At 37.7% G+C, this 23,549-nt stretch carries 18 protein-coding genes and 1 other RNA gene; 9 read left to right on the top strand and 10 right to left on the bottom strand.

Features of this window, described 5'->3' with window-relative positions:
* Positions 1-142 precede the first annotated feature (142 nt).
* Positions 143-400, bottom strand: a complete 258-nt coding sequence (locus tag H6G77_RS17295) for a translation initiation factor (protein WP_190593219.1) — start codon at positions 398-400, stop codon at positions 143-145.
* A 732-nt stretch (positions 401-1,132) separates the two neighbouring features.
* On the opposite strand from H6G77_RS17295, the gene H6G77_RS17290 reads away from it, so the two are divergent.
* Positions 1,133-1,789 (top strand): Nif11-like leader peptide family natural product precursor, encoded by a 657-nt coding sequence (locus tag H6G77_RS17290; RefSeq protein ID WP_190593220.1) that lies wholly within the window; start codon positions 1,133-1,135, stop codon positions 1,787-1,789.
* Between the two features lie 221 nt (positions 1,790-2,010).
* Here the strand turns inward: H6G77_RS17290 and H6G77_RS17285 are convergent, their stop codons facing one another.
* The 3 genes from H6G77_RS17285 to H6G77_RS17275 all read right to left on the bottom strand — a co-directional run bounded on the left by H6G77_RS17285 (position 2,011) and on the right by H6G77_RS17275 (position 4,269).
* Positions 2,011-3,597 carry a glucose-6-phosphate isomerase gene (locus H6G77_RS17285; protein WP_190593221.1) on the bottom strand — a complete coding sequence of 529 codons (1,587 nt, stop codon included), beginning with the start codon at positions 3,595-3,597 and terminating at the stop codon, positions 2,011-2,013.
* Between the two features lie 105 nt (positions 3,598-3,702).
* A complete protein-coding gene (locus tag H6G77_RS17280; protein WP_062296559.1) occupies positions 3,703-3,960 on the bottom strand; it encodes a hypothetical protein in 258 nt (85 codons plus the stop codon).
* Positions 3,961-4,071: 111 nt separating this feature from the next.
* A complete protein-coding gene (locus H6G77_RS17275) occupies positions 4,072-4,269 on the bottom strand; it encodes a hypothetical protein (RefSeq protein WP_190593222.1) in 198 nt (65 codons plus the stop codon).
* Positions 4,270-4,459: 190 nt separating this feature from the next.
* On the opposite strand from H6G77_RS17275, the gene H6G77_RS17270 reads away from it, so the two are divergent.
* Together H6G77_RS17270 and H6G77_RS17265 are read left to right on the top strand one after the other, a co-directional pair.
* Complete coding sequence (locus tag H6G77_RS17270; RefSeq protein ID WP_190872213.1) at positions 4,460-5,593, top strand: branched-chain amino acid ABC transporter permease; 1,134 nt, start codon at positions 4,460-4,462, stop codon at positions 5,591-5,593.
* Positions 5,583-6,365, top strand: a complete 783-nt coding sequence (locus H6G77_RS17265; RefSeq protein WP_190593224.1) for an ABC transporter ATP-binding protein — start codon at positions 5,583-5,585, stop codon at positions 6,363-6,365. Before H6G77_RS17270 ends, H6G77_RS17265 begins: the two co-directional genes overlap by 11 nt.
* Before the next feature lie 158 nt (positions 6,366-6,523).
* Here the strand turns inward: H6G77_RS17265 and H6G77_RS36265 are convergent, their stop codons facing one another.
* The gene (locus tag H6G77_RS36265) at positions 6,524-6,649 is read right to left on the bottom strand and encodes a hypothetical protein (protein ID WP_277880578.1); all 126 of its coding nucleotides are present in this window, start codon (positions 6,647-6,649) and stop codon (positions 6,524-6,526) included.
* Positions 6,650-6,819: 170 nt separating this feature from the next.
* Here H6G77_RS36265 and H6G77_RS17260 point away from each other — a divergent pair, with 170 nt between their 5' ends.
* A complete protein-coding gene (locus H6G77_RS17260) occupies positions 6,820-12,987 on the top strand; it encodes an AAA family ATPase (RefSeq protein ID WP_190872212.1) in 6,168 nt (2,055 codons plus the stop codon).
* On the opposite strand, the gene H6G77_RS17255 is transcribed toward H6G77_RS17260, so the two are convergent.
* Both H6G77_RS17255 and H6G77_RS17250 read right to left on the bottom strand, forming a co-directional pair.
* Positions 12,980-14,875: an MAC/perforin domain-containing protein gene (locus tag H6G77_RS17255; protein WP_190593226.1), complete on the bottom strand. Its 1,896-nt coding sequence runs from the start codon at positions 14,873-14,875 to the stop codon at positions 12,980-12,982. The two genes, H6G77_RS17260 and H6G77_RS17255, sit on opposite strands and share 8 nt — an antisense overlap.
* Positions 14,876-14,975: 100 nt before the next feature.
* Positions 14,976-15,365, bottom strand: a complete 390-nt coding sequence (locus tag H6G77_RS17250; protein WP_190593227.1) for an aegerolysin family protein — start codon at positions 15,363-15,365, stop codon at positions 14,976-14,978.
* Between the two features lie 620 nt (positions 15,366-15,985).
* On the opposite strand from H6G77_RS17250, the gene H6G77_RS17245 reads away from it, so the two are divergent.
* Both H6G77_RS17245 and H6G77_RS17240 read left to right on the top strand, forming a co-directional pair.
* Positions 15,986-16,933 (top strand): DMT family transporter, encoded by a 948-nt coding sequence (locus H6G77_RS17245; protein WP_190593228.1) that lies wholly within the window; start codon positions 15,986-15,988, stop codon positions 16,931-16,933.
* A 40-nt stretch (positions 16,934-16,973) separates the two neighbouring features.
* Complete coding sequence (locus tag H6G77_RS17240) at positions 16,974-17,651, top strand: HAD family hydrolase (protein ID WP_190872211.1); 678 nt, start codon at positions 16,974-16,976, stop codon at positions 17,649-17,651.
* Between the two features lie 203 nt (positions 17,652-17,854).
* On the opposite strand, the gene H6G77_RS17235 is transcribed toward H6G77_RS17240, so the two are convergent.
* Positions 17,855-18,226, bottom strand: coding sequence for a zinc ribbon domain-containing protein (locus tag H6G77_RS17235; RefSeq protein ID WP_190593230.1), 372 nt, complete (start codon positions 18,224-18,226; stop codon positions 17,855-17,857).
* A gap of 124 nt (positions 18,227-18,350) precedes the next feature.
* Positions 18,351-19,862: a threonine ammonia-lyase, biosynthetic gene (gene ilvA, locus H6G77_RS17230; protein WP_190872210.1), complete on the bottom strand. Its 1,512-nt coding sequence runs from the start codon at positions 19,860-19,862 to the stop codon at positions 18,351-18,353.
* A gap of 146 nt (positions 19,863-20,008) precedes the next feature.
* Here ilvA and H6G77_RS17225 point away from each other — a divergent pair, with 146 nt between their 5' ends.
* Positions 20,009-20,836, top strand: a complete 828-nt coding sequence (locus H6G77_RS17225) for a M90 family metallopeptidase (RefSeq protein WP_190872232.1) — start codon at positions 20,009-20,011, stop codon at positions 20,834-20,836.
* Positions 20,837-20,934: 98 nt separating this feature from the next.
* Here H6G77_RS17225 and H6G77_RS17220 read toward each other — a convergent pair whose 3' ends face one another.
* Positions 20,935-21,390, bottom strand: coding sequence for an EVE domain-containing protein (locus tag H6G77_RS17220; protein ID WP_190872209.1), 456 nt, complete (start codon positions 21,388-21,390; stop codon positions 20,935-20,937).
* A 218-nt stretch (positions 21,391-21,608) separates the two neighbouring features.
* Between H6G77_RS17220 and ssrS the strand changes: the two genes are divergently transcribed.
* Together ssrS and H6G77_RS17210 are read left to right on the top strand one after the other, a co-directional pair.
* Positions 21,609-21,792, top strand: a non-coding RNA gene (gene ssrS, locus H6G77_RS17215) — 6S RNA.
* A 491-nt stretch (positions 21,793-22,283) separates the two neighbouring features.
* Complete coding sequence (locus H6G77_RS17210; RefSeq protein ID WP_199331540.1) at positions 22,284-23,534, top strand: ATP-binding protein; 1,251 nt, start codon at positions 22,284-22,286, stop codon at positions 23,532-23,534.
* Positions 23,535-23,549 lie beyond the last annotated feature (15 nt).

Raw genomic sequence — 23,549 nt, 5'->3', positions numbered from 1 at the left:
CGCCTCTACTTTCTTCTCAACCCCAAGTAATATTAAAACTCTGCGTTCTCTGCGCCTCTGTGGTGCAAAAAAATAGGCAGTGATAATCAATACCACCGCCTAAAATCAACACCAGTTTAATCTATCGTCACGACATTAGTTATTACTTGCGTCCATATTCATCAGCCGGATCGCCAAAAGGGTCTGCACTAGTTGGACTAATATTGCTGTACTCATCAGGCGTGTCGCTAGAGGGTTCTTGATTAGCTGGACTTAAGCCTTCATAAATTTGGTCTTCTGGCTCAAGATAATCATCTTCGCTATCTGGACGCACATTACTTTTATCTGTCTCTTGGTCAAACTCATTATTATTTGAGCCTGTGAAAAACTCTTTCGCTCTTTGAAAAAAGCCGTTTACCATAATAATGACTCTCCTATATTTTTTACTAAATAGATTTGTTAACTTGCTTATTAAAAGCTCATAGTAAAAATTATCAAGGAATCTTTGCAGTATTTACTCCTGCCTTTGAGAGAAATAGCACTCACTCTCTAGAAATATGTTCATGATTTACGCACAAAGATTATCTGTGGAGATTGGGTGGGGTTTGGGGTGTAAGGATTTTGAATCAGTACACCCCTATACCCCTGTACCTCTACACCCTTACCAAAACCCTTGATTTTTCGTTTTGATGCGTAAGTCCTAATGTTGTTATGGCAGATGACAGAGTTATAGTATACCTATATATGAATTTACCTTAAAATAATCAATTATCTCTGCGTATTTAAGTTCTGTTCATAGGCTAAAAAATTACATTGCTTGCTATTAATCGGATTTACCCGCCTAGAGGGTCTTTTAAGAAATGGTGTAGGGATATCAGGGTTTGACACGTCTATATTCTTCGATAAAGACGGAATTTTGGGTTTTTTTAGGTTATTAGGGATGGAGGGGAGAGCGATCGCCTGTCCCCAAAAAATTGTAGTGTCCGTAAATATGAAGTTAACTTGTTCTAAAATTTACAAAAAATTTATACTTAGCTACTGTGTAACTTCATTTACAGAAATTAGTTTTGTTAATACTGTCGATAAACTCAACTTATACTTATTACACTGGTAATTATCCCTAACAATTATTAAAACTAAAACCAATAACATTATGTATTATCAACTCTGGAATTTATTCTTGAGCGAGGATAAGTATTTCTATTGGAAGGAGAAGGTCAAATTACTGCCAAGATTTGACCATTTTACATGGCAGAAAATTATTGATTTTTTATCACTAGTAGAGCAGAATTTTTTTCTCAGTACTCAACTAGAAAAAATCGATAGCATTGAAGAGTTTCTGATATTGGCTAAAGAAAATGGGTACAAATTGACTCAAGAAGCAGTTGCATGGTTTGTAATTACCAGAAAACAAATTTGGGATTTGTTGGATACTGCACAGAAAATCCCATCTTTAAAAGAACAATTACTAGCTGCTAAAAATCCACAACAGTTTATTAAAATAGCTACCGAGCATCGGTTTCATTTTTCTATTGAAGAATTAGCATGGCTATTAACTGAAGTTAAATGTTCGCCAGAATTAGTATCTCTCAATAATAGTGTGGGAGAAATTTTCACAGCTTCAAATTACGGCAGAATTGAAATCGGATATTGGATTTGGTTAGCCGAAGATTGGGGAATAGTACCACCATTCTGTCATGTGCATAAATCTGATAATCTTGTCAGTGAAAATATCCTCAATCCATTTTTCCTAGATCGCTGCTTTTTACCTAAGAGCTACTTTACTCAAAGGTTGATGAGTGTGGTGTGAGGAAAGGGGCGAGGGAGTAGAGGCTAGAGGTTAGGAATTTGTACTTTTTGATTCAGCACTTTTGAAGTAAGTAATGAGTAATAAGTAGTGAGTAATAAGTAAATTTCCGACTCATCACTCATTACTCATTATTTGCCATACAATTAAGCATCCTGATCGTTGAAGGTATGACTTCAGATCAGGATGCTTGATTGTAGTTGAGCTAGAAATTTTAGAACAAATTAGCTAATAGAAGCTTTTAAACTGTTTGGTTGAGCAAAATCGCCTTGCAACACTACGCCCCGTTGATTGGCGTGTAAGTGACGCAGAATTTTGTAAATTGCTTCTACTTCTTCTTTAGCACCCACTTTTTCGGCAATTTCTGACAAGGAAAGGGGTGTTTTTTCACTTTGCAAAACAGTAACTACTTTAGTTTGCAAATCCAGAATAGCGGCGGCGGCTTTTTTACCTGCTTCTACTCCTGGTTGGTGATAAGCGTTAATGTTTACTAAGTTGCCATAAAAACCAACGGCACGGTCATACAAGGCAATTAAAGCGCCGACGGTGCGGGCATTAACTTGAGGAATCGTTATAGTAATTGAATCGCGCTGATTTTCATAAAGGGCTTTGCGTGTTCCTTGGAGGAAACCAGCCAGATAATCGCCAGATGTCACGCCAGGATCGATTTCTGGGGATTGACCTTGACGGTCTTCTAAAACTTCAATCAAAGTAGCAAAGAAGTTTGGTACACCATCACGCAATTGTTGGACGTAAGCATGTTGGTCTGTGGAACCTTTGTTACCGTAAACGGCAATACCTTGATGGACAATATTACCGTCTAAGTCTTTTTCTTTACCCAAAGATTCCATTACTAGCTGCTGTAAATAGCGGCTGAACAGTGCCAAGCTGTCTTTGTAAGGCAGAACAACCATGTCTTTTTCGCCTTTACCATTGCCAGCGTAGTACCAAGACAATGCTAATAACGCGGCTGGATTCTTTTTGATATCAGCAACGCGGGTAGCATCATCCATTTCTTTAGCACCGTCAAGGATGGCACGTATATCGATGCCTTGCAGTGCAGCTGGGACTAAACCCACTGTTGACATTTCGGAGGTACGACCGCCTACCCAGTCATACATGGGGAATGTGGCTAACCAACCTTCAGACTGGGCAACTTTATCTAAGTTACTGCCAGGACTGGTAATGGCTACAGCATATTGAGCAAAATCGAGATTGTGGCCAGCGTAGGCTTTTTTAACTTCAATCATACCGTTGCGGGGTTCTGGTGTACCGCCTGATTTGGAGATGACCAAAACTAAGGTGCTGGCAAGGTTGTTGCGTAATTGGTTAAGAACGCGGTCAATACCTGCGGGGTCGGTATTGTCAATAAAGTGAATTTTGAGGGGAGGAAAGTCGGCGGCGAGGGCTTCGGCGACAAATTCGGGGCCGAGGGCAGAACCACCAATACCAATGGAGATGATATCAGTGAAACGATTAGCTTTGGGCGGATGAATTGCGCCGGTTTGGATTTTTTCGGCGAAGGCTTCAATTTGTTCGAGTGTTTGGACAATTTCTTGGGTGAGTTCTGGCGTGGGTGCTAAATCAGGGTTTCGCAGCCAGTAATGTCCAACCATACGGTTTTCATCGGGATTGGCGATCGCACCCTTTTCTAATTCCGCCATATCAGCAAATGCTTTGTCAAATTTCGGACGCAATGACTCCACGAAGGCATCATCAAAACCCATCCGGCTTACATCTACATATAGTCCCAATCCCTCGTGGAAATATAACCAATCTTGGTATCTTTGCCAAAGTGCTATCGCATCCATAGGGAAATCTCAGGTAAGTTGTTTTTCCATGACAAGTTTAATGTAAGCTCAGGTGCATCCCTGCCTAGCCTTATACAGTTTTAAGTGTTGAGCCAATGCTCTGCCCTAAACATCTGGCATAGGTATGACTCGCAGAAACTTGACAATTTCTCCCCGAATCTCAATCCCAATTAAATAATCATCCAAGGTAAAACGGTGAAAAATGCCTTCATGGTCTAGCTGTCGCAGTTCAGGAAGACCATGCAACTGCCACTTTTCTCCAAATTCAAAAAACACAAAATCGTACACTCGCTGATAAGCAGCAGGTTCTAAACTCTTCAGATCCATTAAAAAAGACCTGGCATAGCGCATTTCCACACTCACTAGGCATCACCTCTTTTGAGGGTATAAGGGGATAGGGGTGTAGGGGTTTAGGGGAATAAGATGTTAGCTAGGGACTAATCTCTGGCCTCTAATCCCTTTTTTATCACTGCATCAGTAAAACATTAAAATTTGTATCGCTTCTTCCTGAGTCAAAATATCCCAAGGTTGCTGCGATCGCTTGACTTTTTGTATGGCTTTGAGCATATAAAAGTCACAATGTAAAGCGTGAACACTCTCCCAGACGCTTTGGAGTTCTTCGTCACTCAATTGTTCGATTAAATGATGGATTCTTATACGCAGCAAGTTCATATATCAATAAACTATGTTCCAAAAGTCAAGGCTATTGTTCCCAAAAATTGGCAATGGTGAACGGGAAGAGGTAGTATCTTGAGACAGTAATCAGTAGACAGTGATCAGTAATCAGTGGAAAAGTGTTTACCTTTCCCTGTCTACTGTTCAGCGTTTACTGTTAACTGTTAACTGTTAACTGTTAACTGTTATGGTTGATTATTTAATTTTTTTGGCGATTTCGACGGCAATTTTTGCCCTGTTTGGTTTGGGGCTGAATTTACAGTGGGGCTTTACGGGGTTGATTAACTTTGGTCATATTGCTTTTATGACCTTGGGAGCTTACACAACAGTATTGTTAAGTTTAAAAGGCGTTCCTTTAATCATATCGGCTGTGATTGGTGCGATCGTAGCGGCTTTGTTGGGTTTAATTATTGGTTTTGCGACTCTGCGCCTGCGGGAAGATTATCTGTCGATTGTCACTATTGGTACCGGGGAACTGATTCGCTTGGTGGTGAATAACCAAGAGTTACCTGTGGGTGATACTTGGGTATCTGGGGCGTTTGGGGTGCAGAGTTATGTTATCCCATTCTCGACAGCACCTAATTTAGTAGTTCGTTTGATGATGATTGGGTTGCTGACTTTATTGGCGGCTGTAACTTTTTTCACATTGTGGCGATGGATTCGCACAGCCCAAAGATTATTGGTGGCGGATACTGCTAAAAAAACCAGCAGTAAGCAGGAATTAGCATCGCGTTTAGGTGTGGGGATTGTTTTGGGTTTGTTGACAGCCGCAATTTATATTTCTGGTGTGATTGGTTTGTATAACTACAACCCCAAAGCAGGTTTGATGTTGTTGTCGCTGTTGGTGTTGGCGTTTGTTTTTTGGCGGTTAGAAATTTTATTGCGATCGCCTTGGGGTCGCGTATTAAAAGCAATCCGCGAAGATGAAGAAATCCCGAAAGCTTTAGGTAAAAATGTTTTTTGGTACAAAATTCAATCTCTGATGTTAGGCGGTGCGATCGCAGGTGTGGCGGGTGCGTTCTTTGCTTGGCAGTTAAGCGCCATTTATCCTGATAACTTCCAGCCCCAACTCACTTTCGACGCTTGGATTATGGTAATTTTAGGCGGTTCTGGGAATAACATCGGCACAATCTTAGGTGCAGTTATTTACTTTGCCTACGATTCCATTACCAGAGAAGTTCTACCCAGAATCATTCCCTTAGATGAAGCGCGGCTGGGTGCATTTCGGATTATGGTCATTGGTTTAATTTTAATGGTGCTAATGATTTGGCGACCTCAAGGTATTTTAGGGAAAAAGGAGGAACTCACCCTTGGTAAATAACCAATCACCGCCACTTCCCCTATTAGCAGCCTCTGGACTTTGCAAAAGCTTTGGCGGTATCAAAGCAGTGAATGAGGCACAAATTGAAGTTCTCAAAGGTAGCATTACTGGGTTGATTGGCCCCAATGGTGCGGGTAAAACTACTTTATTCAATTTACTTTCTAACTTTATCCGCCCAGATAAAGGAAGAGTAATTTTTGATGGTGAACAAATTCAGCAGTTGCAACCATACCAAATCGCCCAGCAAGGACTAGTGCGGACTTTCCAAGTAGCGCGGACTCTCTCGCGGCTGTCGGTGTTAGAAAATATGCTATTGGCGGCGCAAAAACAAACAGGCGAAAGTTTTTGGCAAGTGCAACTCCAACCCCACGTAGTCGCTAAAGAAGAAAAGGAATTGCAAGAGAGGGCAATGGTTTTGTTAGAGTCTGTGGGGTTGGCGCATAAAGCCCAAGACTATGCGGGGGGTTTGTCTGGTGGACAACGCAAGCTATTAGAAATGGGGAGGGCGTTGATGACGAATCCCAAGTTAATTTTGTTGGATGAACCAGCCGCCGGGGTGAATCCCAGGTTAATTGATGATATATGCGATCGCATTGTTAACTGGAACCGCCAAGAAGGTTTGACATTTTTAATTATTGAACACAATATGGACGTAATTATGTCCTTGTGCGATCGGGTTTGGGTATTGGCTGAAGGGCAGAATTTAGCGGATGGAACTCCCACAGAAATTCAATCCAACCCCCAAGTTTTAGAAGCTTATTTGGGTAAATAATTTTTAGTTAGGAGTCACAATTCTGAATAATACCAATACCCCATATATTCCAACATAACCCGTGATTTTATGGTAGTCCGCGTAGGCGGACTTTGTTTTTATAGCCGCGAATTTCATTCGTCGGGGCTAGATGCAAGATATGTATAGATATAGCAGTCCTAAATCATTTGTAAATTTTCTATATCTTTTTCTTCTTTCTTACCTTTGCGTCCTTTGCACGGCAGTCGCTTCAAGCCGGGAAACCCGTCCAACGCGCTGCCTCGTTCTTTGCGGTTCGTTTCCATATCTATTAGGACTTACGCAAGAACCCTCTCGAACTCTTATAACTTCGTGTCCTTTGCGCCCTTTGCGGTTCGTTTTTTCATAATTTTGCGTAAGTCCTGTCTATGTTTTTCACGACTTATTTAGGATTGCTATATATACTTGTATTATATTTTTATTTTAACTCAAAATCATGATTCAAATAGCAGGATATGACATTGTAGACAAAATCCATGAAGGTACAGCTACAGTTGTTTATCGAGGTAGAAAAAAACGACAACAGCAGCCAGTAATTATTAAACTGTTCAAGTCGGAATATCCTACATTAGAAGAAATTACTCGCTTACGCCATGAATATAGAATTCTCAAAGATTTTGTAAGTGAGCGAGTTGTTAAAGCTTACAAATTAGAAAAATATCAAAATGCTTTTGCGCTGATTTTAGAAGATTTTGGTGGTCAATCTTTAAGTCAAATTTTGATATCTAAGCAATTAACAGTTATAGAGTGCTTACAAATAGCGATCGCTTTAGCAGAAACATTAATTGATTTAGAGAAAGCGGCAATTATTCATAAAGATATTAAGCCCAGTAATATTATTATCAATGTAGAAAGTGAACAGGTAAAATTAACTGACTTTGGTTTATCTTCCCGACTATTTTTAGAAAAGCCGACTATCGGCAACCCTAACTTATTAGAAGGTACTTTAGCCTATATCGCACCAGAACAAACAGGGAGAATGAATCGCTCGATTGACTATCGTAGCGATTTTTATTCTTTGGGTGTGACTTTATATGAAATGCTGACAGGTAAATTACCATTTACCAATCATGATCCACTAGAGTTAGTTCATTGTCACATTGCCAAAAAACCCATCCCACCCAAGCAATATCAGCACATTCCGCAGGCTGTGTCGGATATTGTGATGAAACTGTTAGCGAAAAACGCTGAGGATAGATATCAAAGTCCAGAGGGGTTGAAATTTGATTTAGAAACTTGTCTTAGACAGTTGCAAGCAGGTGGAGACATTAAAGATTTTACACCTGGTCAGCGCGATCGCGGTAATCAACTGTTAATTCCGCAAAAGCTTTATGGTAGAGAAACAGAAGTTAGCACATTGATGGATGCTTTCGAGCGAGTTAGCCAAGGCGCAACAGAAATGATGCTAGTTTCTGGTTATTCGGGTATTGGAAAAACATCGATTGTTAATGAAGTTCACAAACCAATTGTTGCAGCCAGAGGATATTTTATTGCAGGTAAATTTGACCAGTTTAAACAAGATATTCCTTATGCAGCTTTCATTCAAGCTTTTCAAGAATTAATTCGTCAACTCTTAACAGAAAATGAACGGCAAATAGCAATTTGGCAACAGAAGTTATTAGCGGCTTTTGGTGCTAATGGTAAAGTGCTGATTGATGTGATTCCCGAAGTCGCATTAATTGTTGGTTCACAACCAGATGTCCCTAAATTGGGTACCATTGAATCTCAAAATCGATTTAACCGCGTTTTTCAACAATTTGTCAATGTTTTCTGTCAACCAGAACATCCATTAGTCATTTTTTTAGATGATTTACAATGGGCAGATTCTGCATCATTAAAATTACTTAAGCTGTTGATGACAGATGACAGTAGCCGATATTTATTCTTAATCGGTGCGTACCGCGATAACGAAGTTAGCCCGACTCATAAATTTATTCAAACGCTACAAAAAATCCGGCAAAAAAACACTGTGGTGCATACTATCACGGTAAAACCTCTGTTGCTGACTCATATCCAACAACTGATAGAAGATACATTAAATCAAGGGAGCATAACTAACAAAATTGAGTTATTAGCCGAATTGGTTTTTCATAAAACTCAAGGTAATCCATTTTTCTTAACTCAATTACTCAAAAGTTTATATAGCGAAAATCTCTTGGTATATCATGTAGCTACAGACAGTTGGCATTGGGATATTCAGGAAATTCAAACAGTAGGCATTACTGACTATAATATTGTCGAATTAATTGCCAGAAATATTCGTAAATTACCATTAGAAACACAGAAACTATTGCAGTTGGCAGCTTGTATTGGTAATCAATTTAATTTAAAAGTTTTATCAGCAGTCCATGACAATTCAGAGATTATCACCGCTAATCATTTATGGAGTGCTTTGCAAGCAGGTTTGATTCTGCCCTTATCTTCCAATTATAAAATTCCTTTGGTCTTTGAAGAGAAAGAATCAAATCTCCTGAAATTGAGCAATACGAAAATTAATTATAAATTCTTACATGACCGAGTGCAACAGGCTGCTTATTCTCTAATTCCTGAAACCAAAAGAAAAACTACTCATTTAAGAATTGGGAAACTACTCCTTAAAAATACTTCACCAGAAACCCAAAAAGATAATATATTTGCCCTAGTCAATCAATTGAATTTTGGCATTGATTTACTACAAACACAAATCGAAAAAGATGAATTAGCGCAACTAAATCTCCTAGCTGGACAAAAGGCAAAAGCCGCTACAGCCTATGAAGCGGCTGTGAAATACTTAAATATTGGTCTACAACTGCTAAGTCCTGATAGTTGGACAAGTCAATATACCTTAACTTGGAATTTTTATCTAGAAACAGCAGAGGCAGAATACATCAATATTAATTTAGAGCAAGCCTTATTTTTATGCAATCAAGCCATCAAAAAAATTAGTCATCTTCTTGATGGGGTGAAATTTTATCAACTAAAAATTAAAATTTATTTAGCTAAAAATCAAGTAGATATTGTTTTAGATATTGGTCAGCAACTTTTAGAAATGCTGGGTGTTACTTTAGTAAAATCATCACCAGCAATTGATATTGAGCAGTTATCTCACCTGTCACTGATGACTGATAAATATAAATTAGCAGCAATGGAAATTTTAATGTTGCTTTGGCCTCCTGCTTGTTTTGCCGAAAGCAGCATCACAATTCCCATTCTGCACACAATGATTGAGCTTTCGATACAATACGGCAATTCTCCACCATGTATATTTGCTTATGCCGCCTATGGTCAATTGATGGCTTGGTCAGTGCCGGATATTAATTTAGGCTATCAGATGGGACAGTTGGCTCTGCAACTCTTAGATCAATTAAATGCTAAAAAATATAAATCTCAATCTTTGTTAACAGTTGCAATTAGTTTGACTCATCATAAAGAGCATATTCAAGCAACTATCAATCCGATATATGAAGCAATTGAAAGTGGTTTAGAAGTGGGAGATATTGAATATGCTTGCCATGCGGCTAACTTTTATTGTTGTCATATCTTTTTTGCTGCACAACATTTAGATACTGTTGCCCAAACTCAAAATGAATATATAGAGTTTGTCAGTAAATTTGAACAAAAACATCAACTAGGACTCATTAAAACCTGCGCTCAGACAGTAGACAATTTACGCAATTCATCTGTGGTCAAAACGCAATTAACTGGCGATATTTTAGATGAAGATGAATTTATTAATTCTGTTAAATCTACTAAAAATACTTTGCCATTATTTGATGTTTATGCTTATAAAGTATGGCTATGTTATTTATTTGAAAAATATGACGAGTGTTTAGAGTTTGTAGAATTGACATTCCAATATAGTCTATTCATGCAAACAAGTGTGTTATTTAGATATCATAACTGGTTTTATTCTTTAGCGTTATTGGCTCAAAAACAGGAAATACATGAACAAGAAACATACATTATTCAAGTAGAAAAAAACCAAGAAATCATGAAATATTGGGCGGAACATGCCCCGATGAATCATCTACATAAATATCAATTAGTCGAGGCAGAAAAAGCTAGGGTATTGGGAAAAACATTGTCGGCAATGGAACTTTATGATTTAGCTATTGCAGGTGCTACACATAATGGATATCTTCAAGATGAAGCTCTGACTTATGAATTAGCCGCTAAGTTTTATTTAGGGTTAGGCAGACAAGAAATTGCCCGGACTTATATGACAAAAGCCCACTATAGTTATATCTGCTGGGGTGCAATTGCTAAGGTTAAAGATTTAGAAGCAAAATATTCACAGATACTCTTTGTTTCCCAAAAAAAATTAACATCAGCTAAAAATCATATTTCTACTTCTTCTACTACTAGTAGTAGTTCACAATTATTAGATGCTACAACAATTATTAAAGCTTCTCAAACACTTGCTAGTGAAATTATTTTAGAAAATTTACTAGAAAAGTTAATGAATATTGTAATTGAGAATGCTGGCGCTCAAACTGGGTTTTTGATTTTAAAGCAGCAAGAAAAGCTATTAATTCAAGCGAAGGGTGTTGTAGATAATTCCAAGGTAGTAGTTTATGAATCTTTGCTGGCAGAAACAAGTCAACAATTACCGCATTCTTTAATTAATTATGTAGTGAGAACTCAAGAGGATGTGATTTTAACTGATGCAGTTCATGAGGGAATATTTACTACAGATACTTATATACTGCAAAACCAACCAAAATCTGTATTATGCACACCAATTCTGCATCAAGGTGAGCTTTTTGGTTTATTGTATTTGGAAAATAATTTGGCTGTTGGTGCTTTCACTGCCGAAAGATTAGAAGTATTGAAAATTTTATCTTCTCAAGCGGCAATTTCGATTCAAAATGCTCAACTTTATCAAAATCTCAAGCAAGAAATTCAAGAGCGTCAACAAGCAGAAGAAGCGTTACGGGAGAGTGAGAAAAAGTTAACCCAGATTTTGGAAGCTGTTCCAGTGGGTATATTTGTAGTTGATCCCCAAGGAGAGGCTGATTATGCAAATCAAACTGCACGAAAAATTTTAGCTGTTGATCAATCTCCAACTACAGAATTAACTGAGATATATCAAGCTTATCTCCAAGGTACAGCCAAACATTATCCGACGGAGACGCAGCCAATTATCAGAGCTTTACATGGTGAAAGTATTGTGATTGATGATCTGAAATTGGAGCAGGGGAATAAAGTTGTTCCTTTGGAGGTGTTAGCAACGCCAATTTTTGATAATAAAGGTGAAATTATTTATGCGATCGCAGCTTTTCAAGATATCACACAACGCCAGCAGGCAGAAGCCGAGCGAGCTAAATTCACCCAAGAACTGGCTCAGAAAAATACAGCTTTGCAACAAGCCACAGAACAATTAGCAGAGTCTAACCGTAACTTAGAAGCTAAAGTGCAGGAGCGAACTAAGGAGTTAAGTCAAACTTTAGATATTCTCAAAGCTACTCAAGCTGAATTAGTCATTGAAAATGCTTTATTAAGGAGTACAGAACAAACTCTTACTTATGAATATCAAGTAGGCGGAAGTTTACCCATAGATGCGCCCACTTATGTTGTCCGCCAAGCTGATAGACATCTTTACAAAGCTTTGAAACAAGGAGAGTTTTGTTATATTTTCAATGCTCGACAGATGGGTAAATCTAGCTTGCGAGTCCAAATTATGAAAAGGCTACAAGCAGAAAATTTTGCTTGTGCGGCTATGGATATTTCCGAAATTGGAAATCAGCAGCTAACTTTAGAGCAGTGGTATGCAGGTTTTGTCTATATGTTAGCCAGTAGTTTAAATATTTTAGCTCAGGTGAATATTCGTAGTTGGTGGCGGGAACATGAATTGTTATCACCAGTACAGCATTTGAGTAAGTTTATTGATGAAATAGTATTGGAGAATATTCAACAAAACATAGTGATTTTCATCGATGAAATTGACAGTCTGCTCAATTTGAATTTTGCGATCGATGACTTCTTTATTCTATTGCGAAGTTTTTATAATAAACGAGCTGATTTGCCAAGATATCAACGCCTGACTTTTGTGTTGCTGGGAGTAGCACATCCTTCGCAATTAATTCTGGATAAGAAGCGCACCCCCTTTAATATTGGTCAAGCTATTCAATTAAGTGGCTTTCAATTACATGAAGCGCAACCATTACTACAAGGATTAACAGAACGAGTGGGTAATGCTCAGAATGTCCTAAAGGAAGTTTTAGCTTGGACAGGTGGACAACCGTTTCTGACGCAAAAACTCTGTAAACTCATTCGTAATTCTTCAACCAGTATTCCCCAAGGTAGTGAAGCTAGTTGGATAGAAAACTTAGTCCAAACACAAGTGATTGAGAATTGGGAGGCTCAAGACGAACCTGAGCATTTAAAAACTATCCGCGATCGCCTGCTTAATATTGAATCACAAACTGTTACCCGATTAACCCTATATCGAGAAATTTGGCATCAAGGAACAATTGTTGCAGTTGATAGCCTAGAAGAAAGAGAACTGCTTTTATCAGGTTTAGTAGTCAAGCAGCAAGGAAATCTGCGAATTCATAACCGGATTTATCAATTTGTCTTTAATGCTGATTGGATAGAGCAAATGTTATGTAAATATACTATCTAACATCAGCTATTTTCAGAAGTACGTTTTCTACCAAAGCTGAACCAATAAAGCCATCACACTGAACAACAATATTTTCATGGAATGTTTCTACTTGAAATCCACTAATTTGATCCCAAAAAATCTTTATCCAGGCATTTGGGTCATTTCCCAGTTGGTAAATCACATAGCCTTCTGTACCTGACATCGCCAATACTTGAACTACTTGTTTTGCTGGGACATCTTTTGGTGGACTAGACTTATGATTTGGGTAACATTGTTCCGCATAATGATATTCTTGCAGTTTTAATGGTAAATCACAACGGTTATTAATTGTGCAGTATAACTGTAATGATTTAGTAATTCTGTGATTTTTATTTTTGTTAGATGTTGCTGCTGTATATTTGTTACAATGCCCAACTTTATTGATTTTCCAATAACAACCACTTTGATGACGACCTTTGCCAAAAGAAAATACTCTTTCTTTTTGTTCTTCATCAGTAGTGAGGCTAGTTTCTCCTTTTAAATAACCATATTCATCGTCATCATTTTTCCATTGAGTTTGTAATCTTAAATAATCTCCATCTACTACTTCTCGCCGTTCAGCTAAATTCAGCTGATCAACTTTCCATTTAGCACTAACTACTTGAGGATTATTTTGATTGGCAGAAGTTAAACCCTCACCTGGAAAGTATATTTCATCTTTGCCTGATTTAGCATCTAAATAAAGGTTCGAGGCTTGGTTTTGCAGGACAACTAAATCATTATTTTTTACTGGTTGATTAAAATCTTCTTGCTTAGTTGCAAGAATCTTCCATCTATATTTTTGTAAGTGATTACCACTGAGATATTGCAACTCAGATTCAGTCTTAGTATATTGAACTTTATCTGTATGACAGAGATAGTGAGGCTGACCTTCAGATGTAATACTCATTTCAATTTCATCACCATATCGGATGACGGATTGTGATGGATTATGACCATTATTGATGATGTATTTATCTATTTCGTTTTTGAGATATATTTGTTTTTGTTCAATATTTTTATCTTCAGGAAAATATTCTTTTGTTAATAAATTATAGATGGGTAATAATTCTAATTTAATTGGTACAGGAGCAGTTTTTACAGATTTAACCCAATCATAAAAATTTTGAGATTGCGTCCTACTACTATAATTTATTTGCTCATCTTGATTTTCAATTTGATTACGAAAAAATTGATTTAAATTTGAGGCGGTTGCAATCAACTTTCCAGCTTTTAAAATCTCAAAAGTAGATTGGGCTTCATCTTTGATATTGATATGATTCCCAACCATTGAGATGTAGTCTTCTTTTGCAAAAATTAATTTATGATATGCTTGTCCACCATAAAAAACTGTATGGGCATAGTGGGTACCAAACTCTTTAATTAGTAAAGATGATTTATGATAAATATCTGCTACTATTTTCTGAAAATAGCTGTTTAATTTTTGAGTTTTAGCGTTATCAATCTGAAGCCTATAATTATTGATACTTACTTTAGTGTAAATTAAAATATTATCGTTATATTCTGTTTCTTGAATGATATTTTCATAGGTACTACTGCGGCTATAAGCAAATAATTCTCCTATGGAATCATTAATATTAAAGTTGATATTTTGGTGTAAGAAAGATTGAATATCATAAGCAGAAAAGATTACTGTTGTTGTAGCATCTAATAAGCCACTACTTTCGGAAATATGCAAAACTTCCGAGGACTTGATTCCACTACCGTCTAGGATTGGAACAGTAGCTTCTAAATCGAATACCATTCTCAAACCTGAATTATCAACTAAATGTAATGGGTCAACTTCTAAAATATTGTAGCCTCTACTAATTACATCCCAATTATTCAGAGGACTGATATTATTCGTCGTTAGTTCTTGGAGTTGCATATTTAAGTTCTTAGCCCTCATCAATAAGAGATAGGTAATTTATGGCGACATTAGAAATTTTTTTTGATATTTGCAATAACTAGTTGTTAGCTATCTTTGCTTAATCTCTTAAATCAACTACTTTTAAGAGAATATTTTCTACTGAACCAGAGCCGATAAAACCATCGGTCTGAACTATGATGTCTTCATGAGATGTTTCTACTTTAAATTTGTTGTTTGAGCCAGTCAGCCAAGGTACATCCCAATAGATTTTTATCCAGGAATTTGAGTCATTTCCCAATTGGTAAATTACATATCCTTCTGTGCCTGACGAAGAAGCTATACGACCAGATGAAGCAAATGCTTTAATAACTTGTTTTGCTGGTACATCTTTTGGTTGATTAGTTTCTTCTGGATACCATCTTCCTGAACGATGATAAGTTTCTTTCAGCTTTAAAGGTACATCACAACGACTGTTAATTATACAGTGAAACTGTAGTGAACTAGCCATGATATACATTTGTTATTTTATTGTATGTTTCTGATTAAAAGCGCAAAAAATGTAAGAATGCAGTATTCTGAATCATTAATTCTGGTTTCTGAACTCTTACAAAAAATTAATACCAGGATAAGTCAATTGAATGATTAGTAATTATTTATGCAAAAACCACTTAATCAAACTATATATTAATTACAGTACCGAGCATAATTAATGAGGTTTTTTAAATTCATGCTTGTTTCACTAAAGTAAAATTAGTTTAACAGCGTGGTTTTATGAAGACAATCGCAGTTTAGGCTCTTAAGGAAGAAGTTAATCTCTATTAATGGCTAATTTGCCAAAGCTAACACCAAACTGAGATTCAGGGTTTTGACAAGTCAACTTTGACAAGATCCAAATCTGTTAAGTGCGGATAGACTCTTATCTTCGGGAGTCCTTAGCGACTTCCTAAATTTCTGACACTGGATTATAACTTGAGATTGACAAAAAAACGAGGAGTGTATCAAGGTTAATACAAAAAATAAGCGATCGCACCCTCATCAATTCTCGGAATTATGCCTGGGAATTTGTCAGTCAAGCAAAATAGCGGCTTCAGCACTACAATCAGATTGTCATTGAGGAACCTTTTAAGCGTGCTAGGCATCCTGACAGTTATTTTATCTGCTTTTGTTTTAGCGTTTCACAACGTGACTGTGCGAGTTTTATTCTCAGAACATCTCGTACTCGGCTTATTTTTACTTGGTGGATACGTTAAACCAGACTTGCCAAATTCATTTTTGCTGATGTTTATGCGGATGCTGCTAGTGGTTCCACTGATGGCAATTGTAGCGTTCAAGTTATATCCATCGGCATTGAAAGAATTACAAGATGCCTTTAAATATCATCGTACTGATATTTTGCGCCAAGCCTTTGGCTGTGGAGTATTAATGTTTGTGTATATTGCCTTACTCTACATTGCGATTGGTTTGATTCCGACAGGAATTGCTATTACTTTGTTTTTTTCTTATCCTGTGTTTACTGCTCTTTTGGCTTGGAAATTTTTTGGCGATCGCCCGACAAGTTTTCGTTGGCTGGTGATGGGTATTATTTTAGTAGGTAGTGTTCTAACTATTCCGCCATCTTCTAATAGTTATAGTAGTTCTGCTATTACTTTAGGAATTCTCACCAGTGTGGGTGCTGGAATTGTTTACGCTTTCTATGGTGTTATCGCCCAAAAATGTTTAGAAAAATTTCATCCAGTTCCCTTCACTTGGATTAGTTTTGCTTCTACTTTAGTGCTTTCTGGTCTTAGCTTACTGTTTTGGCCTATTTCTAGTAGTCAACTTGATTGGACACCAATGTGGATTGGTAGTATTTTTTCGGGTATCGTCAGTTTTGCTGGACATACTTTGAATAATTTGGGTATTCGGATGATTAGTGCTACAAAAGCTGCGATGATTGGTGCTAGTAGTCCAGCTTTGACAGCATTAGTCGCATGGGCAACAATTAGCGAAACTTTAACTGTAATTCAGAGTTTAGGAATTGGTGTGGTGACATTAGGAATTGCGTTACTAAGTGCAGAAAAACATAGTGCATCATGAGTTTTGCACCTCTGAAATATATCCTCAATAAAGAAAAAATATGCTTGCTAATACTATTTTATTTGATTTAGACGGAACATTGACAGACCCGAAGTTAGGAATTACTAGTTGTATTCAGTTTGCCTTATCTGAACTTGGTTATCAACCACCACAAGCTGATGAATTAAATTGGTGTATTGGCCCGCCAATAAAAGATAGTTTTTCTCAGTTATTACAGACCTCAGATGAGACAATACTTACACAAGCAATTACTTTGTATCGTAGTCGGTTTTCCACAATTGGGTTATTTGAAAATACTCTGTATCCGCAGACTATAGAAACTCTGAAGACAATTCGCTTGGCTGGTTATCAAACTTTTGTGGCGACTTCTAAACCTAATATTTATGCAACGCGCATTATTGAATATTTTGGTTTATCGACATTATTTGAGCAGGTTTATGGTAGTGAACTGGATGGAACGCGGAGTGTAAAATCTGATTTAATTCACTATATTTTGGTTCAGGAAAATCTGTTGCCTGAGAGTACAATTATGGTGGGCGATCGCAAACATGATATCATCGGAGCTAAGGTTAATAATTTAACCACCATTGGCGTTACTTATGGCTATGGAACTGAGCAAGAATTAAAAAATCATGGTGCAGACTTTATTGTTCATTCACCAGATGAAATTGCTAAATTACTGATACAGCGTTTTTCGGTTGAGTGTAGTACAAGTTGATAGGGGCTAGAGGAATCCGCTTTGATTGTTGAAATTATCTGTAAAGGCAGGGAGTAGGGAGTGGGGAGTAGGGAGTAGAAAAGAGCATTTTGTAGGTGTACTGATTTTTTTCAGAAATCAAATATGAGTCCTATAGGGGCTAGATTAATTTAGCTCATTGGGGTGAAAATTGTTGATAGTAAAAAAATAGTTTCATCAAACTCTTAAGATGTTGACAAAGCTATCAATAAACAAATAATTAATAAACCCAGTAATAATAGCCAAGTTTGATTGCGTTTTATCCAACTTTGAAAAGTTGTAGAAAAACCGTTGTCTTGACGCTGTTGTTCTTGCTGTAATTGGTATTCGGACAGATTTTGATAAAGGGTACAGTCTTTGGCGTAGGGACGCTGGGGAAAGTTGCAAGTGTCGTCAGCGTGATAGGTGCAGCTATCACACAAATATTCGTCTCCGGTAGCGCGATGTAAGGGAATACCGGGATGACCAAAAGCTTTAAGTGTTGTTCGGCAATAAGGACAGGTAATAGCCTGACTCTCAACGAGTTGATGGCAACGAGGACAAGATACAGTAGCCACAACTTAACCACAAATAAGTAAACACCCTGATTTTAGCGAAAGTTTAGTTTATCGGGACAAACAGACGACAGGAAAACTGCCTTGTTAATTTTGCCTTTTAACTTTTTACTTTTGCCTTGTAGTACTATCCCAAAAATAATTTATATGCTAAGTTCTGGCTTTCATCCCAGTACTGATAACCAAGAGTATCGAGAAAGGCTTGCCATTCTTGCATTTCGTGGGGTGGTACTTGCATCCCCACAACAATGCGTCCATAGTCTGCGCCGTTGTTGCGATAGTGGAACATACTGATATTCCAGTTGGGACTCATAGAACCGACAAATTTCATCAATGCACCGGGACGTTCAGGAAACTCAAAGCGATATAGTAATTCATTGTGGGCGAGGGGCGAATGTCCGCCTACCATGTGGCGTAAGTGTAATTTGGTGAGTTCATCATCGGTTAAATCGATGGTTTTAAAGCCACAATTTTCAAAGGTTTCGATCATTTTGGCTTTGTCGGCGCGATTTTGAATCTGCACACCGACAAAAATATGGGCTTCTTTCTCATCGGCGATGCGATAATTAAACTCAGTTAAGTTGCGTTGACCAATACATTCGCAAAACTTCCGCAGACTACCCTGTTCTTCAGGAATGGCGACTGCAAATATGGCTTCGCGGCGTTCACCCAACTCGGCGCGTTCAGCAACAAACCGCAAACGGTCAAAATTCATATTTGCACCACAAGCCACAGCCACTAAGGTTTGTCCTTGAATTTGTTCGCGTTCGACGTAGGCTTTGGCAGCTGCGATCGCCAATGCCCCCGCAGGTTCTAAAATAGAACGGGTATCTTCAAAGACATCTTTAATTGCGGCACAGGTATCATCTGTATCCACCAAAATAATTTCATCTACATATTCTTGACACAGACGGAAGGTTTCTTCCCCAACTTCCCGCACTGCTACCCCATCAGCAAACAAACCAACTTGCGACAGCCGCACCCGTTTTCCGGCTTTTAAAGATTGGTTCATGGCATCAGCATCAACAGGTTCCACACCAATAATTTTAATTTCGGGACGCAACCGTTTAACATAAGCCCCAATTCCCGAAATCAAACCACCGCCACCAATAGCCACAAAAATTGCGTGAATGGGTTGCTGATATTGTCGTAAAATTTCCATGCCGATGGTTCCCTGACCAGCAATGACATCAGGGTCATCAAAAGGATGAATAAAAGTTAAACCTTTTTCTGCTTCTAATTGTCGCGCATAAGTGTATGCGTCATCGTAGGTATTGCCATGCAAAACAACTTGTCCACCCCTAGCTTTAACTGCATTCACTTTTACTTGGGGTGTGGTTACAGGCATCACAATAATCGCAGTTGTTCCCAAGCGACTAGCAGCTAAAGCCACACCTTGGGCATGATTTCCCGCCGAAGCTGCAATGACACCCTGTGCTAACAAATCTGGCGGTAAATTTGCCATTTTGTTGTATGCGCCCCGCAGCTTGAAAGAAAACACCGACTGCATATCTTCCCGCTTTAATAACAGCTTGTTATTCAGTCTTTGGGAAAGATTCGGGGCAGACTCCAAAGGGCTTTCTTGGGCAACATCATACACACGGGCGGTCAGGATTTGTACTAGATAGTCGCAAAGCATGGGTGTCAAAGGTTAGCAGATGCCAGATAGATGTTAATTTTACGGCAGTTGTGTACTCAGATTTCCGAATTGTTGAGAAGTCGCGGATCTTTTCGCTGGTGCGATCGCTATACTAACTAACAGTGGCACAGCATCACACAAAATCAATGGGTGCAGCAATTATTATTTTTCTCATCCTGGGATTGATTGTCACCGCAATTTTTATCAGTCCCATTTTGACTAAACGGCGGCGCAATCGCATTAAAAAGCGTCCTTTTCCGCCCCTTTGGAGTGCCGTTATTGAAAATAATCTCCCGATTTACTTACGCCTAACTCCCCAAGAACGCCGACGACTTCAAGGACATATTCAAATATTTTTAGCCGAAAAACAATTTATTGGCTGTCAAGGCTTGCAAGTCACAGCAGAAATGAAAATTACGATTGCGGCTGTTGCTTGTTTACTCCTGTTAAATGAACGCGGTGAATACTTTCCTAAACTGCGGTCAATTTTGATTTATCCCAGCACTTATTTTGTTAATCAAACTGTAGCAGTAAGTGATTATGTTGTCGAAGAAAGACGTGATGCTCGGCTAGGAGAATCTTGGGTAAAAGACCAAGTAATTTTATCTTGGGAACAGGTGCAAAGAGACACCAAAAATTGGAGTGATGGACATAATGTGGTGCTACATGAATTTGCCCATCAATTAGACCAAGAAGATGGTAAAGCTGAAGGTGTACCGATTTTACCCAACAAATCAGATTATCTTGTTTGGTCGCAAGTAATGACAGCAGAATATCAACAACTTTGTAGTGATATTCAACAAGATATCAAAACTGTAATTGATAGTTATGGGGCGACTAATCCCGCCGAATTTTTTGCCGTAGCTACAGAGACTTTTTTTGAAAAGCCACAGCAATTGTTAGAGAAGCACTCACAGCTTTATGAGTTGTTGCAACGCTATTATCAAATCAACCCTATGGAATGGCTTGGATGAATCAGTTAATTTAAGATACTTTAACACTTATACCAGTTTGAAAAATGATCGCAACAGATGGATTGCCCAAAAGCTTACCAATATAATCCAAAATCGTATTAGCCTGTTTTCATAGCCAGAATTTTTTGGGCGACAGTTTCACTCACAGGCATAACTGATAATCGATTACCTGTTCTCACCACGGTTAATTCTTCTGGGCTAAATTTCTCTTTCAAAGTTGACAGCAAAATAGGTTGCTCAAACACTTCCACAAACTCTACCACAACTGTTTGCCAACGTGGTGCTTCAGGCGTTGATTTCGGATCATAGTATTTGCTGTCTGGTTCAAACTGCGACGGGTCAGCAATACCTGTTTTGCCTACACGCATTAACCCAGCAATACCCGGAAAAGCAGTATTAGAGTGATAGAAAAACACTAAATCCCCAACTAGCATTTGACGCATATAGTTGCGTGCTTGGTAATTCCGCACACCATCCCAGACTGTTTCGCCCTGCTGTTGAAGGTCGGCAATGCCATAAACATCTGGTTCAGATTTCATCAGCCAATAATTCATCGACAAGACAAGAAGACACAAACTTTTTATTCTAGCATTTCATATTATTAATATTGATGCAAAAAAACGAAAAATCAAGATTTTAGCGAAAGGTACAGGTGTTCAAAACCCTTACACCCCTTCTTTACAGATAATCTTTATGCGTAAGTCCTGAAGTTGTTTGTCAAAAAATCTTTATATTAAACACACAAGCCGGATGAGAAAGCTATAATGAGTTAGTTGCACTGCGACGTTGGTGACTGCCATCAAGTTTTTTGATCTATGTCTTTAAAGAAAAGGGAACTAAATAGTTCTCGTGGCAGTATACCGGGCTTGTACCCGGAAACTTTAAACGAGCAACATCAGTACCCACCTGGTTTAACCAGGTCATAAACTTAGGTAAAACGGCGTTGCGGTGAACTTAAAATTTTTAGCTCCCAAATTTTAATTAAATTTGGGAGCTTTAGTTATTGGTATGATAAAGATTATAAAAAATTATTATTTATCTCTAATATTTTCATCTCATTGTGATAGCAAGCTTTAAGAGACAATTTATAAAATAAACCTTAAATTTTAGTGGACTGACCACCTTAAAATAGGGCATAAATATAACTCAAGACAGTTCAGTTAAAATCCTACCGCCTATGGCAACCCACTTTAAAAAGAGGGTAATAGAGGGTTATTAGCCCCATTTTTAAGAAGGGATTATACCAATTCTATAAGAGGCTGCATATAGCTATCCTATTTGAGATAGGAATCAGAGACTTCAAAGAGACAAGGTAGACAAGAAAGATAACTGAACTGTATGGAAATATAACTTTTGTGGTGCTTAATTTGGCATCAGGAGTATTCAAGTGGAACATTTTTTTAATTTTTTTCTATCACAGAACTTTATTCCGCATGGGCATTGTTATTTGTGGCAACCGAAATTAGTATGGCTACATATTTTGTCAGATTTTATAATTTCGATTTCTTATTATTCCATTCCCTTGATGTTGGTATATTTCATCAATAAAAGAGAAGATGTACCATTTAAAAATATTTTTGTTTTATTCAGTGCATTTATTATTTCTTGCGGTACAACTCATTTAATGGAAATATTGACGCTGTGGCATCCGTATTATTGGTTATCAGGAACAATCAAGGCGCTAACAGCAATTATTTCTTTTTATACTGCATTGACTTTAATACCTTTAGTGCCGCAAGCACTGACTTTACCAAGTCCTGCACAACTTGAACAAGCAAATCAAGCTTTACAAGTTGAAATTTCAGAACGTAAGTTAGTGGAAAATGAGTTGCGTCAATATAAAGAACGCTTAGAAGAATTAGTAGAACAGCGCACGGCTGAACTAGCCACAGCCAATAAACAACTGCAAACTGAGATTGTGCAACGCCAGAAATCTCAAGAAAGAATGGGTGAGTTATTACAAGAATTAAAAAACACCAATCAAGAATTGAATGATTTTGCTTACATAGTTTCCCATGATTTAAAAGCCCCATTAAGAGGTATAGGTTTATTATCAGAATGGTTAATTAATGACTATGGCGATAAATTTGATGAAGAAGGCAAAGATTTAATCAACAAAATTATCCTGAGAGTGAAGAAATTACAAAATTTAATTGATAGCATCTTAGAATATTCTAGAATTGGGCGGATTAGGGAAGAGAAGAGAGAAGTTAATTTACAATATTTAGTCAGTGATGTCATTGAAATTCTAGAACCAAGCAAAAATATTCAAATAGAAGTTAGTGATAATTTACCGATTATTTACTGTGAAAAAACTAAAATGCAGCAAGTTTTTCAGAATTTGCTGAGTAATGCCATTAAGTTTTTAGGTAAACCCCAAGGAAAGATTATCATTGCTTGTCAAGAAGTGGCAGATTATTGGCAAATCAGTGTTACAGATAATGGCATTGGCATTGAGGAGAAATATTTTACAAAAATATTCCAGATTTTTCAGAAATTATCTAGTACTGAAGACCCCACAAGTACAGGAATTGGTTTATCTATTGTTAAAAAAATTGTTGAAATGTATGGCGGTAGTACTTGGGTAGAATCAACATTTAATCAAGGTAGTACGTTCTTTTTTACTATCAAAAAAACGCTGCAAATTCAGCCAGTGCAACCAGTGTCTACAGATGTAGGAGTTCTGTTGGATATGTGAATAAGAGAGACAAGG

Source organism: Aulosira sp. FACHB-615 (genome assembly GCF_014698045.1).
In the GTDB taxonomy this organism is placed as follows: Bacteria; Cyanobacteriota; Cyanobacteriia; order Cyanobacteriales; family Nostocaceae; genus Nostoc_B.
Note: the sequence above shows the minus strand (reverse complement) of the source record. Positions and strands in the feature narration are given on the sequence as shown.

Bases quoted from the DNA above. Each gene is read 5' to 3' on its own strand.
- H6G77_RS17290 (WP_190593220.1), top strand. From the start codon at position 1,133: ATGTATTATCAACTCTGGAATTTATTCTTGAGCGAGGATAAGTATTTC.
- H6G77_RS36265 (WP_277880578.1), bottom strand. From the start codon at position 6,649: ATGGAAACGAACCGCAAAGAACGAGGCAGCGCGTTGGACGGGTTTCCC.
- H6G77_RS17285 (WP_190593221.1), bottom strand. From the start codon at position 3,597: ATGGATGCGATAGCACTTTGGCAAAGATACCAAGATTGGTTATATTTC.
- H6G77_RS17225 (WP_190872232.1), top strand. From the start codon at position 20,009: ATGGGTGCAGCAATTATTATTTTTCTCATCCTGGGATTGATTGTCACC.
- H6G77_RS17295 (WP_190593219.1), bottom strand. From the start codon at position 400: ATGGTAAACGGCTTTTTTCAAAGAGCGAAAGAGTTTTTCACAGGCTCA.
- H6G77_RS17260 (WP_190872212.1), top strand. From the start codon at position 6,820: ATGATTCAAATAGCAGGATATGACATTGTAGACAAAATCCATGAAGGT.
- H6G77_RS17255 (WP_190593226.1), bottom strand. From the start codon at position 14,875: ATGCAACTCCAAGAACTAACGACGAATAATATCAGTCCTCTGAATAAT.
- ilvA (WP_190872210.1), bottom strand. From the start codon at position 19,862: ATGCTTTGCGACTATCTAGTACAAATCCTGACCGCCCGTGTGTATGAT.
- H6G77_RS17275 (WP_190593222.1), bottom strand. From the start codon at position 4,269: ATGAACTTGCTGCGTATAAGAATCCATCATTTAATCGAACAATTGAGT.
- H6G77_RS17220 (WP_190872209.1), bottom strand. From the start codon at position 21,390: ATGAATTATTGGCTGATGAAATCTGAACCAGATGTTTATGGCATTGCC.
- H6G77_RS17250 (WP_190593227.1), bottom strand. From the start codon at position 15,365: ATGGCTAGTTCACTACAGTTTCACTGTATAATTAACAGTCGTTGTGAT.
- H6G77_RS17240 (WP_190872211.1), top strand. From the start codon at position 16,974: ATGCTTGCTAATACTATTTTATTTGATTTAGACGGAACATTGACAGAC.
- H6G77_RS17270 (WP_190872213.1), top strand. From the start codon at position 4,460: ATGGTTGATTATTTAATTTTTTTGGCGATTTCGACGGCAATTTTTGCC.